Below are 16,734 nucleotides of genomic sequence, written 5' to 3'. Positions count from 1 at the left end.
TTTAACAATCATAAAAAAAGCAAAAGCATGCGATGACGGGACTATATCCACATCATCGCATGCTAATTCGCTTGAAAGAGTTTAACTGTTCATACTTACTTAAATGAATAGGTTGAACGTCTGCGTCGTTTATTTCGCAGTTTATAAATGATTGGATTCAAGATGGCCAAGCCGACAATGCCTAGATACATAAAAAAAGTCAGCGGATCGCCGTCCAGCGTAAAGTCATCCAGGAAGGTGTTTTCAACAATGATAAGTGCCGTTCCAATAATCAGATGCGACAGCGAGATAGATAATACAGAGAAAAAAGTCACCCCTGTATTCTGACTTTTTGGCAAAAGTGATAGCACCGTAAATACAAGTAAAACAGCAAGAATCAATCCAAAAACAAGTCTAAATTGTGTAAAAATTTCCATATCCATAATAGTGGAGTCTCCTTTATCATAAGTACTTTCTCCATTTTACTCGTCCATTCTTAAAAATACAATCCTATAATGATAACAGAATGATGACTGTGGGGTTTCATTTTTCAAGAGTCAGTTGCTCTGATTTGGAAAAATCCACTCGGCATAGAGTCGTGAAACAGAAACGAGCTGGTAATCCGACAAGTTGGAAAGCTCCCTCTGCTCTTCTTCTGGCAGGTAAAGTGTTTCAAATATTGGCGCAGACTGAGGAACAAAACCAATGGATTCAAAGCGGTCATCAGTCAGGTTAAATTCGGTCCCCGTCATTTCCCGTCTGCCATCTGTCCAGGCCAGCTCTCCTCGGATGCGAAAGGCGAACTGTTCATCCTCCCCAAAGGAAAAATAGTGTGTACTGTCTCGTGAACCGAGATAGGTGTAAGGAAAGTCGACCTCTACTGGTTTCGATTCGTACATGTCCAGCTCACTCATCTGGATAGATATATTTGACGAGCGGCGAAACTGTCTGACTAGCGCGCGGTCTTCATCTGACCGTATGCCAAGAATATAGCTGTATTCGCGGATGCCGGGGTGAATAAATTCATTCTGCTGAATCCACTCTCGATACTGAAAATGACCGAATGCAAAATAACCGGCAGCCAGCAGTGTCGCCGTGAGTATGATAATACTGGTCACACGCCGGCGCAGCTTGATACGTTCAGCATAGGCATAGACAAGTATGATCAGACCTATGAGAAAAACATAGGCAATAATGACTGCGGGCATGATTAGGGTGTAGAACCGCTCCGCTTCTATCCAGAACTCATACATAGGGCACCTCTTCTAGTTTTTTTCCAGTAAAAGCCGGCTCACCATCGGTAAGTAAAGGGTATCGCCTTCTTCAAGCGTCAGCGTCGGTCTGTTTGCTCGAGCACGCTCCCGCTCCTCCTCATTCTGTTCATACTCACTTTCAGTCAATTGACCACTGTCCAGCATCGCCTGATTGTCTTCTTCACTAATCAGCTGATGCTGAGACAGGCGGGCATGCAAATCGATGATTTTCGGAGACTCATTTCCAGAAAAAACAAACAGTTCGGACGCCCTGGGACTCAGAAAACCAGCCAGAACGTAAGTCCCCGCTTCAATCTGGTTCCCCACTTCATAATGACCGGCTATCAAAGCAATTGCATCTGACGAAGCTTCTACCTGAGTCAATTCCGGTGCATTGGCTTCATCATAGGAGACATGAAGAATTGGGTCATTCCCTGTCATTCTGAAGGTGTGCCCCTCTCTCAAGTCCACCACAGCCTGCATCACACCGACATCATCCTGGAAATGCTGTTCAAACACCACTGCATCGTTTTCGTCAGTTATCGTCACATTAGCGGTATGGAAAATCCGCTGTTCCGGACGAAAATCACTCGGTTCGCCCTGCAGAACTGCTCGCCCTGCTGGCATGTCTTCACCAATGACTAATTCTTCGTCGGTCAGTTCAAGCGTCTCGTCTCCCGTGAAGTCCAAGGAAGGCTCGCTGAGCGATTCACTTAATGGATAACGCAGGTACCATTCTTCCATATCAGAATCCACACGCGCTTCTGTTTGGTGCGCTTCTATAGCCTCGTCATCCGGCACAACTCTTTCGCCATCGTAGCGCGGATTAGTGATGCCGGTAAAACTTGTGCAGCCTGCCAGTAACAAGACACTGACAAACAAGAACCCGGTCAACCGTCCTTTTTTAGACAGACTGTTCGGCATAATCGTGCCCCCTGTCATATGAATGCAGTTCAAGCCCGTAAAGGTGAGAATAATATTCACCCGTTCCAAGCGGACCGATAGTCAATGCGCCTGTTTCCAGCTGACGAATAACTTGATACAAAGCCATCTGTTCTTTTTCTGAAAGGGGTAAAAGCGGAATACACAGCATGCTGTTGCCCAGATGAATCGTGCCTTCCGGCAGAGGGACTGTCTCTTCCAGTAAAGCGGCCTGTTTTTTCGTACACATGACTTTGAAATAATCCTCTTTTTTATCATGATGGTCAAACACAAAATGCAGCACTTTGTCTTTAAGGAAAAAGACTTTATCCGCATACTCATCCAAATTGTCCAGCAAATGAGATGCTACCATAATAATTTTTCCGTCTTTTCTAAGGTCAATCAAAATATCTGATACAAGTGATACATTTTCGGGATCCAAGCCGTTCATCACTTCGTCCATGAACATGATTGGTGTATCCGCCGCAATCACCATCGCAAAACATAGGCGCTGGCGCATCCCAAGTGAATAGGAACTGACTTTTCGGTCAACATAATCATTCATTTCCAGACGGTCAATAATCGCTTGAACCTGTTCACGTTTCCCCGCCCACATGTCCGCATACATTTCGATATGCTCCGTGCCGGAAAAGTTTTCGTGCAGATCCGCCTGATTCGGGAAAAAGGTAATCTGTCTGTGCAAAGCCAGAACGTCTTTGTCACTGGCGGAATACTCTTTATCGTCAATTTTAATGGTACCGGCTTCGACCGGAATAAAACGCATGACTGCATTGAACAGCGTCGTTTTCCCTGTCCCGTTAGGTGCGACAAGACCAATAATCTGACCTTTTTCCAATGTAAATGAAATGTTGTCCAGTATGGTCCGGTCACCGTAAGCTACTGTTAAATCTTTAATTGTCAGTGTCATTTAGACTCTCTCCTTTTTAATCCAAGTGTCTGCGTTGGAATGTACTGATAGACATAATGAAAAATGCCTTCAAGAAACAGCCAGACCGCACCGGCTATGAGAGGAAGGCGCCAGAACACTATGCCCGGCAGGCCAAAACGACTCGCCGCTTCCCCGCTTGTCACTCCAACCAGATTCGTGTAGAAGGACGGCTGCCAGCCTGTCAGTGGTGGAATAAACTGCCAGATGGAATACAGCATCACCAGGCCCCCAGTAATGAACAGAGTGAGGTAGACATTTCGTATCATCCAGCTTAAGCCTGTCACTATCAACAGGAATAAATAACTCACCAGCATACCCATTCCGATCAGCAGCAGACTGTACTGCCACATCGGGATATAAGACACCGCACCATTAATGTAAAGTTCAGTAGGATAAGCCAGACTGCCTGTAGTCTCGAAAAAAAGGGAAATGACATAACTCGTCAGCAGACCCGTTAAAGCAACCAGCCAGATGACAGCCCACAGCATAAAGCTGCGTGTCCGCCACTGCCATTTCACCGGTATCGGAAGGCCTTGTGTCACGCTATAGTTTTTCTGCTGTTCTTTTGTAAAATGATCCCCGGCGAGGAGAGCAATAATAATAAACAGAACAACGGAAACGAACAATTCCAGCTGCTGCTGATGAACCTGTGCAGAGGCATAAGGATTCCATTCGATATCCAGATTCTGTTCATCCAGTGCATCAAAGAAGGCCAGCTGTTGTTCCACTTCATCAACAGACGGCAAGTATACCTCCTGAAGCAAATCATATGATTCAAAATCAGTCGCTTCATGCAAGTACAGGTTGTTTTCGGCCATCTCCCGACCATTATTCAAGTAATCCGACACAACCTCTTCCAGGCCTTCGACGGTATTCCCTTCCCGTTGCGTCAGTATGTAGCGGTTCAAGCCAATCAGACTGGAGTTGCGTCCCAGACGCCGTTGAACTTCCTGGCCCAAGTCGCCTTCAAAGTGCGCATCCGGTATCAGCCGGAAAATCTGGTGCGCATCGCTGTATTCCGACCGCAGCTGCGTTTCCGGTAAGGTTACATTCTGCTGTCTGTAAAGCAGAGAAAAGGATCCGAGAAAGACAAACAATCCTAACAGCAAAAGGCGTGTCTTCCAGTCGCGGAGCAACAGTCTGCCGTTCCATTTCATAATTTTTTTCATTTAATGCACGCCTCCTAAGCTAAGAATTTTTGTCTCGTTATCAGTTTGGACAGTAAGAAATTTAACCCTTCCAGAATGAGGATGGTGACAGCTAAAACGATTAGCCCTCGCGAGAGCGGAATCGTCTGACCTAGCGTCTGCTCGACCAATCCAGTTACCACTTCCCCAAAGTGAAAGTAAGTCTGCGGGAACCAGCTCAAATGAACTCCCAGGAGATCAGTTGTTTCCTCTCCGTAATAAAGAAAGGGGAAAAGCAGCGTGAACATTGATGCAATTAAAACAACGACATCCTGTTTTAGCAAAAGACTGAAGGCAGTATTCAGTCGAGTGAAGCCATACAAGAGCAAGGCTAAAAAAGGGAAGGCCCTTAAGAAAAACTCACTTAACGGGATGGTAGTCAGGAAAGACTGATGGAAAGGCTCGCCTTCCGGAACGGTTTCAAAGAAGCCCGCCGGGAGTGCACCTGACCCGAAGCCGTGCAGCAGCCCATTAACCAGGTAAAACGTACCAGCTAACATAGCGAGAAACACCACCACAAAGCCCAGTGCCGCAACAGACTGTACCAGCAGATAGATAAACCAGTTTTTGGACACGCCAATTTTTTGGGTAGTCAGTTTTCTGTCTTTTGTCACTACATCACTAATCATAAAGAGCAGCAGAAAAATCAGGACATAAGGTCCCCAGCCAATCATAAACAGATGCAGCTGTTGGAGACTGGTTCGCTCATGAATGTGATGAAAACTCAGTGGGTCCACTTCATTTATGTAGACAGCATTTTTATGCTGCTGATAGTCGTTCTCTCTTTGACGACCTAAAAAGAGCACACTCTCCTCATCTTCTTCGCCTGGATTGTTCTCGCTGGCCGGTCGATAAGGAATCTCTAGGTACCTTCTCGCGTCACCTGTTCGGATAGCCGACAGTAAATCCCTTTGACTGACAAATTCATTTCGTGCCACTTCATAGGCACTTGTTCCTGTAAATAAAGAGGAAACCGTCTGGCCGGTTTCCAGTCGATCTTCAAATGTCTGCTGATTCGATGCCAGCTCTCTTTCCAGCTGCTGCACATCTACTTCGTCTATCCCCTGGACATTCGGCAGTATCAGCAGGCTGTACAAAAGCATACCGCCGAACGCAATCAACATAATCAGCCGGTTTTTCTTGTTTCGCCACATATATCTGACGGTTTCACTCATCACTTGCTTACTCATTCAATCGGTCCCTCATATGTAAAATTTGTATTATTTTAATAAGTTTATCACACGTATATTATAAAAAAAGGATATTTATCATTTTTTTCTCATTTAAATTAATCTTCATACTTTCTTCATAAATCGGTTTTTTGACAGGCTTTTTAGCTGGTTATTTAGAATTAGTAAGTACCTGTCCCTTAGTGTGATAGTGGGTAGGCCGGCTCACGCTTGCTTTCTTATGCGAGTTGACTAGCCTGAGCTACAGCGGAGCATCTCACTCTGACTGTCTCATTTGAGTTGGCTAGCCTACGCTGTAGCGGGTCGTCTCACTCTGACTTATCTTCCCGAGTTGGCCCGTCCACTCAATAAAAAGCAATGACAAACCCTTTTTATAAAAAAAGAAGACGATTCGCCTGCAGTTAGGCAAATCGTCTGTCCTTATAATCGCTTAGTCTTGAATTGCTAATGCACAGTCTTTGTTCAGTAGAAACGGTCTATAGTAACCGATTGTGCTCGCCAGCGGCAGAAGCTCTTTTGGCAAATTGATGTTCAATTCATCCTTCAAATACACTCGTCTCTTTAAAATTCGATTCCACAGTGCAGGATAATCCTGCTCTATAGCTCCTCGCAAGTCGGCATCAGCCACAGCAACCGTACTCTCAGCGGACACTCCGTTGTGCCCTTTTTGAGAAGGGATAAAGTCTACTTGGAAAATCATGCCGGACTGGACGACTGCTTCTGATCCTTTATAAAAAGGGGATGACAACCATTCTTCATCAGCCGTCAAGTGTCCCGGACAAAGTTCCCAGCCAAAGTCTGACTGAGGGTAAGCAGCATCAAACGCATCATAAAAAGATCCGCCAGTTATTCCAATTTCCACGTGTGTCAGCCAGAAATGATAGGCCTCAAAGTACGGCAGCACCACTTCTTCAAGGTAGCCTGCATCCGCAGTCTCCAGTTCATCCAAGCTTTCGACCGCATAACCAGACCGACTGGACAGACCGCCTTTATAGGAGACAGTCAGAGCCACTTTGTCGCCTTTATCCAGTGTATTAGCTGTTGGAAAGAGGTTCCCTTTTTCAAATCGTTCGCCAAATGCTCCGATGGTCACAACATTAGGGTACTGACCGTTTTTATGAAGATGGTTACCAATCTCCAGTTCACTCACACCAACTTCAAGTGCATTCATCGCGCCCAGAACGGCATCGGCTGCCAAAGACGCCCCGTATTCATAATGCGCCAGTTCGTTGGCATTATTTGTAACTCGGACACCTTTTTCCGGACCGATAAAGAGTTCTGTCGCATTGACCAGTTTGTCTTTACCTGTTCTTTCTTCCAGAGCATTAATTATAAACTGAGGCACATCAAACTGGCGAGTCATTTCAGGAATCAGCTTCCAGCCAGCGACGCCGACCTCCTTAGAATTATCCAGTTCAGTTTCTTTCAAAATTGAGGACAGCTCACTCAAGTCTCCCATCGGCTGATTAGGCAGTGAAAAAAGTGAACACTTTTTACCGACTGCCTGAATTCGTGCATGCTTCACTTTATTAAAGTTTTCATTTCCGAGTATCAGTGTGCTGGACCCATCACCATTCACAACGAGCAGAGCTTCTTCAAAACGCGGAATAAAGCCGACGAGGTACTCAAAGTTACTGCCATGCTCCTTATCGGCATAAATAACCAGCGAAGACAAGCCACTGTCTTTCATTCTTTTCAATACCTTGTCCAGTCGCTCCTGCATCGTTTTATCCGTCAGCATCACTTTACGTTCTGAGTGATCGGGTTTCGGTGCGTTGACTTCTTTAACTTCCACTGTCATGACTATCCTCTTCCTTTTCTATGTGGGGGTTACTTTTTTAAATATTAGTCCGTGAGTTAACTCAATCATAGCATATGATATAGAAAAAGGCCCCTGCGTAAGTATTTTCTCATACAGCACAAGCCTTTTGAATGTATTCTCTTTAAAACTCACGAAGCAGCCAAGTATCACAGGCGCTGTGTTCCGTTCCATCCAGTGGCGCATCCAACTTATTAAAACCATACTTCCGATACAAGTGATTCGCATCGGATAAAGACGCAAAGGTTTCAATATAAAGCGCGTCATATTGTTTCTTACCGTATTCCATCGCTTTCTTTACCAACTGATGTGCATAGCCCTGACCGCGCTCTGCCTTTATAATATAGAGCTTTTGAATTTCACCGATTCGTCTTTCTTCATCAAAAGGCCCGACCCCAATGCCTCCGATGACCTTGCCCTCTTTTTCCAGAACCCAGTACTGCCTGTCCGGTTTCTGATAATACTCATATAAAGAGAACAAATAGGGATCAAAGTAGGCTGTCCCCGGCATATTCAACCCTTCTTCTTCCAGCGAGCGCTGAACAATTTCCCCTAAAACCTGATTATCTTTTTCTTCTATTTTCCGTAGCTTCACCATATAAAATCCCCCATTTAAATTAATTGCTTTCAAAAGCCCAGATTTGAATGTAGTCGATTAATTTTACCTATCCTACCATAACTGACTTAAAGCGATAAAGTCCTCTTTCCCGAGGGTTCAAACTAGGTAAAGCTCTATCATAAGTGATACTCTTTTATTAAGCCATTTAAATTAAGTAACGTAAAATGAATCAACTATTAATAATGAACCAGAAAGAAAGGAAGGAATGAACATGACTGAACGTTTTGATGTCATTGTCATTGGCAGTGGCGTGGCCGGCAAAAGCATCGCTATGGGACTCGCTTCGTCCGGAAAAAAAGTCGCTATCGTGGAAGAGGATTTGTGGGGCGGAACGTGTCCCAACAGAGGCTGTGATCCAAAAAAAGTACTCTTGTCTGCCGTTGAAGCGAAAGATAAAGCAAACCAACTGAGTGGAAAAGGCGTTAAAGAGGAAATTCATATCAATTGGCCTGATTTGATGGCGTTTAAAAAGACCTTTACCGACCCTGTTTCTGAACAAAGCAAAAAAGGACTGGAAGATGCCGGAGTCACAACGCTAACCGGTTCGGCTAAATTTATTAATAAGCAAACCATAGAAGTCGGCGAGTCTGTCGTTAAAGCGGACCAGTTTATTATTGCCACCGGTGCCCGTCCACGTATCCTTGACCTCCCCGGGTCGGAACATTTCCTGACAAGCGATGACTTTCTCTCGCTTCCCGATATGCCCGACACCCTTACATTTGTGGGCGGCGGCTACATCACCTTTGAACTGGCATCCATTGCCAATGCTGCAGGAGCTGAGGTTCATGTGATACAGCACAATGATACGCCACTCAAAGCTTATAATCAGGATTTCGTCCGTGAAGTGATGCATCAGCTAGAAAGTAAAGGGGTTACTTTTCATTTAAATACAGACTTGGCAGAAATCAAACAAACGGACAAGGGCTACTTCCTTACCGACAAGCAGGATTTCAAACTGACAACTGACTTAGTCTTTGCTGCAACCGGAAGGATTCCCAACGCCGATACACTGAACTTGGAAGCAGCTGATGTGGATTATGACAAAGGCGGTATCTTAGTGGACCAGCATCTTCGCACAAGCAACCCGTCCATTTACGCATTAGGTGATGTCCTGTCCAAAAAACAGCCGAAATTGACACCTGTTTCCAGTTTTGAGTCCAGCTACCTGATGAACTATCTGACCGAGCAAACGGATCAGCCAATAGTCTATCCGACCATTCCAACCATTGTGTTTACGTCTCCCAAGCTGGCTCAGATTGGTGTAACGGCTGAAGAAGCTGAGAAGCATCCGGATTACTATGACGTTGCCACTACCGATACAAGCAAATGGTTCAGCTATAGCCGGACGAATGAAGCAGTCAGTAGAGTCACTGTTGTTACAGAGACAAAGTCCGGTCAGCTAGTCGGCGCGTCCTGCTTGAACAATGAAGCAGATCAGCTGATTAACTATTTCAGTTTTCTGATTAACCGTCAGATAAAAGCAGAGGAACTATCCTCGATCATGTTTGCTTATCCATCCATCGGCAGTGACTTGTCTTCTCTTTACAAGTAATATAAACCATTCACCTCATTTATTGGAGGTGAATGGTTTTTTATTCATTTTGACAGGCTGTTTCAACTGATTTTGCAGCTTAAAAAGACTGTGTCTATAGTATTTAACCAGCTGTGACTAAACTTTCTGAGTATATGATTACAGAGTTTTGTAACAAGTTTGTTATACTAATTCAATAGAATATGGGGAGGTACGGCTATGATTCATTTTGACAAAGTAACGAAAGAATACAATGGAACAGCTGTCGTTTCCGACTTCTCACTTGAGATAAATGAAGGGGAATTTTTTGTGTTAATTGGCCCTAGTGGGAGCGGTAAAACGACAACGCTGAAAATGATTAATCAGCTCATTGAACTGACGAAAGGTTACATCAAGATTGATGGCAAACCCATCAGCGACTATGATCTTCAGGAACTGCGCTGGAATATCGGCTATGTGCTTCAGCAGATTGCCCTTTTCCCAAACATGACCGTCGAGGAAAATATCGTGATTGTGCCGGAAATGAAAAAGTGGTCCAAAGAAGACATGTCTAACCGCGTAACGGAACTGCTTGAGAGCGTCAACCTTGACCCCGATCAGTACCGGGACCGCAAAGTGTCTGAACTATCCGGCGGTGAACAGCAGCGAATCGGTGTCATTCGAGCGCTGGCAGCTGATCCGGAAATCATTCTAATGGATGAACCCTTCAGTGCCTTAGACCCGATTACCCGAAGCCATCTGCAACAGGACGTTGTCAACCTGCAGCATAAATTCAAAAAAACAGTCGTCTTTGTGACGCATGACATGCAGGAAGCTATTAACTTAGGCGACCGGATTTGTGTGATGAATGAAGGGAAAATTGAACAAGTGGGAACGGCTGAGGAAATCCTCAAGCACCCGGCAAATGACTTTGTCAAAGAGTTTCTCCAGACAGGCCTGCCGCATTATCAAGAAGAAAAAACTGTGCAGCATCTACTTGACCATGAATTTTACACCACAGAAACAACAGTCTTTACCGCATCTGTTGACGCTTCAACGACAATCGATGATTTGATTCTGACCTTGTCGAAACACCCGTCTGTTAAAGTAACTGAGACGACCGACGTGGACAAAATCATTACGCGAGATCTCCTGGTGCAGTACCTTGCAGGGAACCTAGGCGATAAGAAGGAGGTTTCAGTCTAATGGGAGCATTAATCGAAACATTACAAGCACGAAGCGGAGACTTATGGACAGCGCTGATTGAACATATGCAGCTTTCATTTATCTCATTATTCATTGCCGTCCTGATTGCCGTGCCACTGGGTATTTTCCTGATGGAACGTAAAAAACTGGCCGAACCGATTATTCAAGTCACTGCCATTTTCCAGACAATTCCGTCCTTGGCTATTTTAGGTCTCTTGATTCCACTTGTGGGTATTGGAACTGTGCCGGCCATTACGGCTTTGATTATCTATGCGCTGCTCCCTATTTTAAGAAATACTTACACCGGCTTAACCGGCATTGACCCGTCTCTCAATGAAGCGGCTGATGCTATGGGAATGGACCGCTGGCGCAAACTGAGAAAAGTTCAGCTGCCTCTGGCCTTGCCTGTCATTATGGCCGGTATCCGTACCGCGATGGTTCTGATTATCGGTACCGCAACGGTTGCCGCCTTGATTGGTGCCGGTGGGTTAGGTAGCTTGATTCTTTTAGGAATTGACCGCGGAAACAACAACCTGATTATTTTAGGGGCTGTTCCGGCTGCACTGTTGGCTATTTTGTTTGACCAATTACTGCGCTATTTGCAGAAGACCTCCTTCAGAAAAACAGTGATTATACTGAGCACGGGGCTGCTAGTTATTACCGGACTATTAACAATCCCTCTGCTATTTGGTGAAGACGAAGACTTAGTGATTGCCGGAAAAATGGGACCTGAGCCGGAAATACTGATGAATGTCTACAAACTCCTGATTGAAGATCAAAGTGACTTGACCGCACGCGTTGAGCCGAACTTTGGACGAACAACCTTTGTCTTTAACGCACTACGTTCTGGCGAAGTAGATATCTATACCGAATTTACCGGGACCGTTTTGACGAACTTCTTTGATACCATTCCAGAACCGGGAACGAGCGAAGAAGAGGTGTTCATTGAAGCCCGCGACCTGCTCCAGGAAGAGTATAATATGACCCTACTGGACCCGATGGACTTCAACAATACCTATGCTCTTGCCGTTGCACCTGATTTTGCCGAAGAACATGAGCTGGAAACCATTTCGGATCTGGCAGACGTTACCGATCTGGTGAACGCTGGCTTTACCATCGAGTTCAATGACCGAGATGACGGATACCCTGGTATCCAAAGTATGTACGGCATTTCCTTTGCCAGTGTCACTACGATGGAACCTCAGCTCCGCTATGCAGCCATTGAACGTGGCGACGTTAACCTGATTGATGCCTACAGTACGGATGCCGATATAGCTGAAAATAACCTTGTCGTTCTTGAAGATGATGAGAGTTTATTCCCTCCTTACCAAGGGGCACCTTTAATGATGACATCTCTTGTTGAAGAGTACCCTGAAATTGAGGATATTCTATCCGTACTAGATGGACGCATTACGGACGATCAGATGCGTGAAATGAACTACCAGGTTGCCTTTGAAGACCGACCAGCTGAAGAAGTGGCCCGTGAATTCTTGATTGAAGAAGGCCTGCTTAGCGAATAAACACTTCATATGATTATAAATGAAATAATAGAACAGTTCAGCTGCCCTTGAGGTCGGTTGGACTGTTTTTTTGTACAGATAAACCTTTCCGCATTCCTACATTTTTAGCCCGGATAAGTTCAAGTTCAACCTTGTTAATGTTCGTCTTTTGCTCATATAAACAGATTAAAACTGACGAATATTCGTATTTATATTCCCTTTTCTTAACAATAAAGCCAGATGGGACTTGATTAATCATTAGAATTCAATTAGAATTTAAACACAGCTATCTTTTGCTCTTTTTCATAAAACACCAATTGGAAACGGCTGCATTCCCTTTCTGACGCTACTCCTTTTTTCTATCACAGACATCCCGCTGTCTTAGTCTGTTCTCATCATTAAAACTAACTGGAAATACCGATTGCTTCTCTCCAGACCGTTTGATACACTAATCCTTAAAATTATCAGCCCGTCACCCTATTCTTTGAGGAGGAATTTGATTTATGACAACTTGGGAAACTAAATTTGCCAAAAAAGGATTTACTTTTGATGATGTCCTATTAATGCCACAGGAAAGCCATGTCCTGCCAAATGATGTGGATTTGAGTGTATCACTGACCGATAAAGTGAAACTATCTATTCCCGTCTTGAGTGCAAGCATGGATACGGTGACGGATTCACGTATGGCGATTGCCATGTCCCGTCAAGGGGGTCTGGGAATTATTCATAAAAACATGTCCATCGAAGACCAATCTATGGAAGTCAAAAAAGTAAAACGCTCAGAAAATGGCGTCATTATCGACCCCTTCTACCTGACACCGGAGCACCTCATTTCAGATGCCGAAGAATTGATGTCCCGCTACCGCATCAGTGGTGTGCCTTTGGTCAATTCAATGGAAGACCGTGTTTTGGTCGGCATTTTGACCAACCGTGACCTGCGCTTTTTAACGGACTATACTCAAAAAATCAGCACCGCCATGACGAAAGACGATTTAGTGACTGCACCCGTTGGCACGTCTTTGGAAGATGCAGAAAAGATTCTGCAGAAACATAAAATCGAAAAACTGCCTATTGTTGATGCCAACGGACGATTAAGCGGTCTGATTACCATTAAAGATATTGAAAAAGTCGTTGAATTTCCAAACGCCGCGAAAGATGAACATGGCCGCTTACTCGTTGGTGCAGCTATTGGGGTAACGAGCGACTCATTTGAGCGTGCTCAGGCCCTTATAGATGCCGGTGTGGACGTTATTGTCATTGATACAGCGCACGGCCACAGTGCCGGTGTGATTCGCAAAATAAAAGAACTGCGTAACGAATTTAAAGATGTTGCTCTGATTGCTGGAAATGTGGCAACAGCTGAAGGAACCCGCGCCTTGTTTGAAACAGGCGTTGATGTCGTTAAAGTCGGAATTGGACCGGGTTCCATTTGTACAACGCGAGTCGTTGCCGGTGTCGGTGTCCCTCAAATTACTGCTATTTATGATTCAGCAACCGTTGCTAGGGAATATGGCAAAGCGATTATCGCAGATGGCGGCATCAAGTACTCCGGTGATGTGGTCAAAGCACTCGCAGCCGGCGGACATGCCGTTATGCTAGGTAGCCTACTTGCCGGAACAGACGAATCACCTGGTGAATTCGAACTCTTCCAGGGCCGTCGGTTCAAAACATACCGCGGCATGGGCAGCTTAGGCGCCATGAAAAAAGGATCAAGCGACCGTTACTTCCAGGATTCTAAAAACGAAGCCAACAAACTGGTCCCTGAAGGCATCGAAGGCCGTATTGAGTACAAAGGCAGCCTGCAGGAAGTCATTTTCCAGATGATGGGTGGCCTACGTTCAGGAATGGGTTATGCCGGTGCCAAAGACTTGAAAGCTTTGCGCGAAGATACCCAGTTCATCCAAATGAGTGGAGCCGGACTGCGTGAGTCTCACCCGCATGATGTACAGATTACGAAAGAAGCCCCAAACTATTCCGTGCGTTAAATTAACAAAACTAATCAGATAAGGTGTGAATTGAGTGACTTCTACTATTGATACGACAAAACTGGAAAAGCTGATCGTCCTGGACTTCGGAAGCCAGTACAATCAGCTGATTACCCGCCGCATTAGAGAATTCGGTGTGTATTCTGAACTGCTGCCGCATACAACGACGGCCCAAGAACTGAAAGAAATGAACGTCAGTGGGATTATTTTCTCAGGTGGACCGATGAGCGTCTATGACGACGGCGCTTTTTCCATCGACCCGGAAATTTTCGATCTGGGCGTTCCAATTTTAGGCATTTGCTACGGCATGCAACTGATGACTTACATGCTGGGTGGCGAAGTGAAGCCAAGCAAGAACCGTGAGTACGGTAAAGCGAAAATCAGCGTACAAGACCGCACGGCTGATCTTTTCACAACGCTTGAAACCGAAGAAAACGTCTGGATGAGCCATGGTGATTATGTAACGAAAAGTCCGGAAGGCTTTACAGTCACCGCTTCAAACGACCACTGCCCAATCAGTGCCATTCAAAACACTGACAAGAACTTCCATGGCGTGCAGTTCCACCCAGAAGTTCGCCATACCGAACACGGAAATGAAATTTTGCGCAACTTCGCATTCAACGTCTGCGGATGTTCAGGCAACTGGACCATGCAGAACTTTATCGATATGGAAGTTGAAAAAATCAGGGAACGCGTCGGCGACCGCAAAGTCCTTTTAGGCTTATCTGGCGGAGTCGATTCCAGCGTTGTGGGTGTGTTGTTAAACAAAGCCATTGGCGACCAGCTGACTTGTATCTTTGTCGACCACGGTTTACTGCGAAAAGGCGAAGGGGACCAGGTCATGGAAAGCTTGGAAGGGAAGTTTGGTTTGAACGTTATCCGCGTTGATGCCAAAGACCGCTTCCTGGATAAATTAGCCGGTGTATCTGATCCTGAACAAAAACGTAAAATCATCGGAAACGAATTTGTTTACCTCTTTAATGATGAAGCGATGAAACTGGATGGCATCGACTTCCTGGCTCAGGGAACTTTGTATACTGATGTCATTGAAAGTGGAACAGCCACTGCTCAGACTATCAAGTCTCACCACAACGTGGGCGGACTGCCTGATGACATGACCTTTGAACTGATTGAACCACTGAATACCTTGTTTAAAGACGAAGTCCGCGAACTCGGACTGGAACTGAACATGCCTGAATCTCTTGTTTGGCGCCAGCCTTTCCCTGGGCCAGGTCTAGGAATCCGAGTAATTGGTGAAATTACTGAAGAAAAACTAGAAATCGTCCGCGAAAGTGACGCGATTTTAAGAGAAGAAATCAAAAATGCCGGCTTGGACCGTGACATTTGGCAATACTTCACTGTCTTACCAGGCTTCAAGAGTGTCGGCGTCATGGGCGACGGCCGTACCTATGACTATACAATCGGTATTCGCGCCGTCACATCGATTGATGGCATGACCGCAGACTTCGCCCGCATCCCGTGGGATGTTTTGCAGAAAATCTCTGTCCGAATCGTCAACGAAGTCAAGCACGTCAACCGCATCGTTTACGACGTAACGAGCAAGCCACCTTCAACTGTGGAGTGGGAGTAAGTAAGTCTATAGAAACTTTAACCAAGTCGATTCTAAATATTTCACTGAAAGTCGTATTAAAAAGCAACCGTAATTAGTAGATTAATCTACAATTTCGGTTGCTTTTTTACAATTATCATCATAATTAAATAATCTTAAAACATTCGTGTAATTACATTCTCTTGACATTATATTTCTGTTCGCGTTTTTTAAAAGCTTCCTTCCCACCTTCTAATATCTCAAAGATGTGCTCTCTTATACCTTTTTGCTCTAAGACAAAAGAACTATTCTTTAGAAAGGAATTCTCCAAACTTCCGTTAATATAATCGAATTTAGTTCCATTTTTATTTTTAGCATTTTCTGAATGCTGATTTGCAACTATTATATTTTCACAATCCGCACCTACTACAATATTAGGGTTATGAGTTACAATTATTATTTGACGATTTAGTTTTGTTATTTTTAAATATTTAGTTAGTTCATTATAAATGGCTCTATTATCTAGACTATCCTCTGGTTGATCAATTAACACTGGAATTTTGCTATCCGAAAATTCTAAAATTAATTTTAGTATTACAAATGCTTTTTTACCTGGGGACATCNCTCTCTGCGTCTAATTTCTTGGTTTAACCGTTCAAGCAGGTTCGTGCTCTTTAATCTTGATTGAGCCTGTCCAACCACTAAGTATTGGAAGGCATCTTCGAAACCTTCATCCAGCTTTTCACAGGCTTTTCGGTATTTCGGTTGTTCTATATAGTCGTTGACCAGAGTATTCTTGACCTTTCGGGCCATTTCAATATCCGTCAATTTAAATAGCCCCTTAATCGCTTCTCTGAAAGGTTTTGACTCTTTCTTAGGAATAGAACTAAGGATATTGCGCATAAAGTGTACCTGACATCGTTGCCATGAAGCATGAGTATATGACTGTTTGATTGCTTTAACTAAGCCCTTGTGGGCATCAGAGATCACTAGCTTTACGCCATTTAACCCTCTGGCTTTAAGGTAGTCGAAAAAGAGAGACCAGGTTTCGTCACTTTCGTTATCTTG

Annotated in this window: 13 protein-coding genes and 2 pseudogenes; 5 read left to right on the top strand and 10 right to left on the bottom strand. The window is 44.6% G+C overall.

Annotated features, from left to right (window positions below; translation table 11 throughout):
• Positions 1–95: 95 nt before the first annotated feature.
• From ACYVLS_RS02395 to ACYVLS_RS02360, 8 genes are all read right to left on the bottom strand, one after another.
• Positions 96–422, bottom strand: a complete 327-nt coding sequence (locus ACYVLS_RS02395) for a hypothetical protein (RefSeq protein WP_460320792.1) — start codon at positions 420–422, stop codon at positions 96–98.
• Between the two features lie 114 nt (positions 423–536).
• Positions 537–1,232 (bottom strand): hypothetical protein, encoded by a 696-nt coding sequence (locus ACYVLS_RS02390; protein ID WP_460320789.1) that lies wholly within the window; start codon positions 1,230–1,232, stop codon positions 537–539.
• Positions 1,233–1,244: 12 nt separating this feature from the next.
• Positions 1,245–2,156, bottom strand: a complete 912-nt coding sequence (locus ACYVLS_RS02385; RefSeq protein ID WP_460320786.1) for a hypothetical protein — start codon at positions 2,154–2,156, stop codon at positions 1,245–1,247.
• Positions 2,137–3,081 carry an ABC transporter ATP-binding protein gene (locus ACYVLS_RS02380; RefSeq protein WP_460320784.1) on the bottom strand — a complete coding sequence of 315 codons (945 nt, stop codon included), beginning with the start codon at positions 3,079–3,081 and terminating at the stop codon, positions 2,137–2,139. Before ACYVLS_RS02380 ends, ACYVLS_RS02385 begins: the two co-directional genes overlap by 20 nt.
• Positions 3,078–4,271, bottom strand: coding sequence for a hypothetical protein (locus ACYVLS_RS02375; RefSeq protein ID WP_460320781.1), 1,194 nt, complete (start codon positions 4,269–4,271; stop codon positions 3,078–3,080). The genes ACYVLS_RS02380 and ACYVLS_RS02375 overlap by 4 nt, the downstream gene beginning before the upstream one ends.
• A 14-nt stretch (positions 4,272–4,285) precedes the next feature.
• On the bottom strand, positions 4,286–5,479 hold the full coding sequence (locus ACYVLS_RS02370) for a hypothetical protein (RefSeq protein WP_460320778.1): 1,194 nt from the start codon (positions 5,477–5,479) through the stop codon (positions 4,286–4,288).
• Between the two features lie 430 nt (positions 5,480–5,909).
• A complete protein-coding gene (locus tag ACYVLS_RS02365; protein WP_460320776.1) occupies positions 5,910–7,280 on the bottom strand; it encodes a M24 family metallopeptidase in 1,371 nt (456 codons plus the stop codon).
• Between the two features lie 142 nt (positions 7,281–7,422).
• Positions 7,423–7,896: a GNAT family N-acetyltransferase gene (locus ACYVLS_RS02360; RefSeq protein WP_460320774.1), complete on the bottom strand. Its 474-nt coding sequence runs from the start codon at positions 7,894–7,896 to the stop codon at positions 7,423–7,425.
• Positions 7,897–8,128: 232 nt separating this feature from the next.
• Between ACYVLS_RS02360 and ACYVLS_RS02355 the strand changes: the two genes are divergently transcribed.
• The 5 genes from ACYVLS_RS02355 (at position 8,129) to guaA (ending at position 15,708) form a co-directional block, all read left to right on the top strand.
• Complete coding sequence (locus ACYVLS_RS02355) at positions 8,129–9,469, top strand: dihydrolipoyl dehydrogenase family protein (RefSeq protein ID WP_460320772.1); 1,341 nt, start codon at positions 8,129–8,131, stop codon at positions 9,467–9,469.
• 198 nt (positions 9,470–9,667) lie between these two features.
• Positions 9,668–10,633 carry an ABC transporter ATP-binding protein gene (locus ACYVLS_RS02350; RefSeq protein WP_460320769.1) on the top strand — a complete coding sequence of 322 codons (966 nt, stop codon included), beginning with the start codon at positions 9,668–9,670 and terminating at the stop codon, positions 10,631–10,633.
• Positions 10,633–12,153 carry an ABC transporter permease/substrate-binding protein gene (locus tag ACYVLS_RS02345; protein WP_460320766.1) on the top strand — a complete coding sequence of 507 codons (1,521 nt, stop codon included), beginning with the start codon at positions 10,633–10,635 and terminating at the stop codon, positions 12,151–12,153. Before ACYVLS_RS02350 ends, ACYVLS_RS02345 begins: the two co-directional genes overlap by 1 nt.
• Before the next feature lie 482 nt (positions 12,154–12,635).
• Positions 12,636–14,117 carry an IMP dehydrogenase gene (guaB, locus tag ACYVLS_RS02340; protein WP_460320763.1) on the top strand — a complete coding sequence of 494 codons (1,482 nt, stop codon included), beginning with the start codon at positions 12,636–12,638 and terminating at the stop codon, positions 14,115–14,117.
• 34 nt (positions 14,118–14,151) lie between these two features.
• Entirely contained in the window at positions 14,152–15,708 is a 1,557-nt protein-coding gene (gene guaA / locus ACYVLS_RS02335) for a glutamine-hydrolyzing GMP synthase (RefSeq protein ID WP_460320760.1), read from the top strand.
• A 151-nt stretch (positions 15,709–15,859) separates the two neighbouring features.
• Here the strand turns inward: guaA and ACYVLS_RS02330 are convergent.
• Together ACYVLS_RS02330 and ACYVLS_RS02325 are read right to left on the bottom strand one after the other, a co-directional pair.
• Positions 15,860–16,288: pseudogene (locus ACYVLS_RS02330) on the bottom strand (TrlF family AAA-like ATPase); the annotation flags it as partial.
• A 2-nt stretch (positions 16,289–16,290) separates the two neighbouring features.
• Positions 16,291–16,734 (bottom strand): annotated as a pseudogene (locus ACYVLS_RS02325) (transposase); the annotation flags it as partial.

Source organism: Alkalibacterium psychrotolerans, assembly GCF_054784355.1.
The sequence above is the reverse complement of the archived record's forward strand: the minus strand, read 5'-3'. Positions and strand labels throughout refer to the sequence as shown.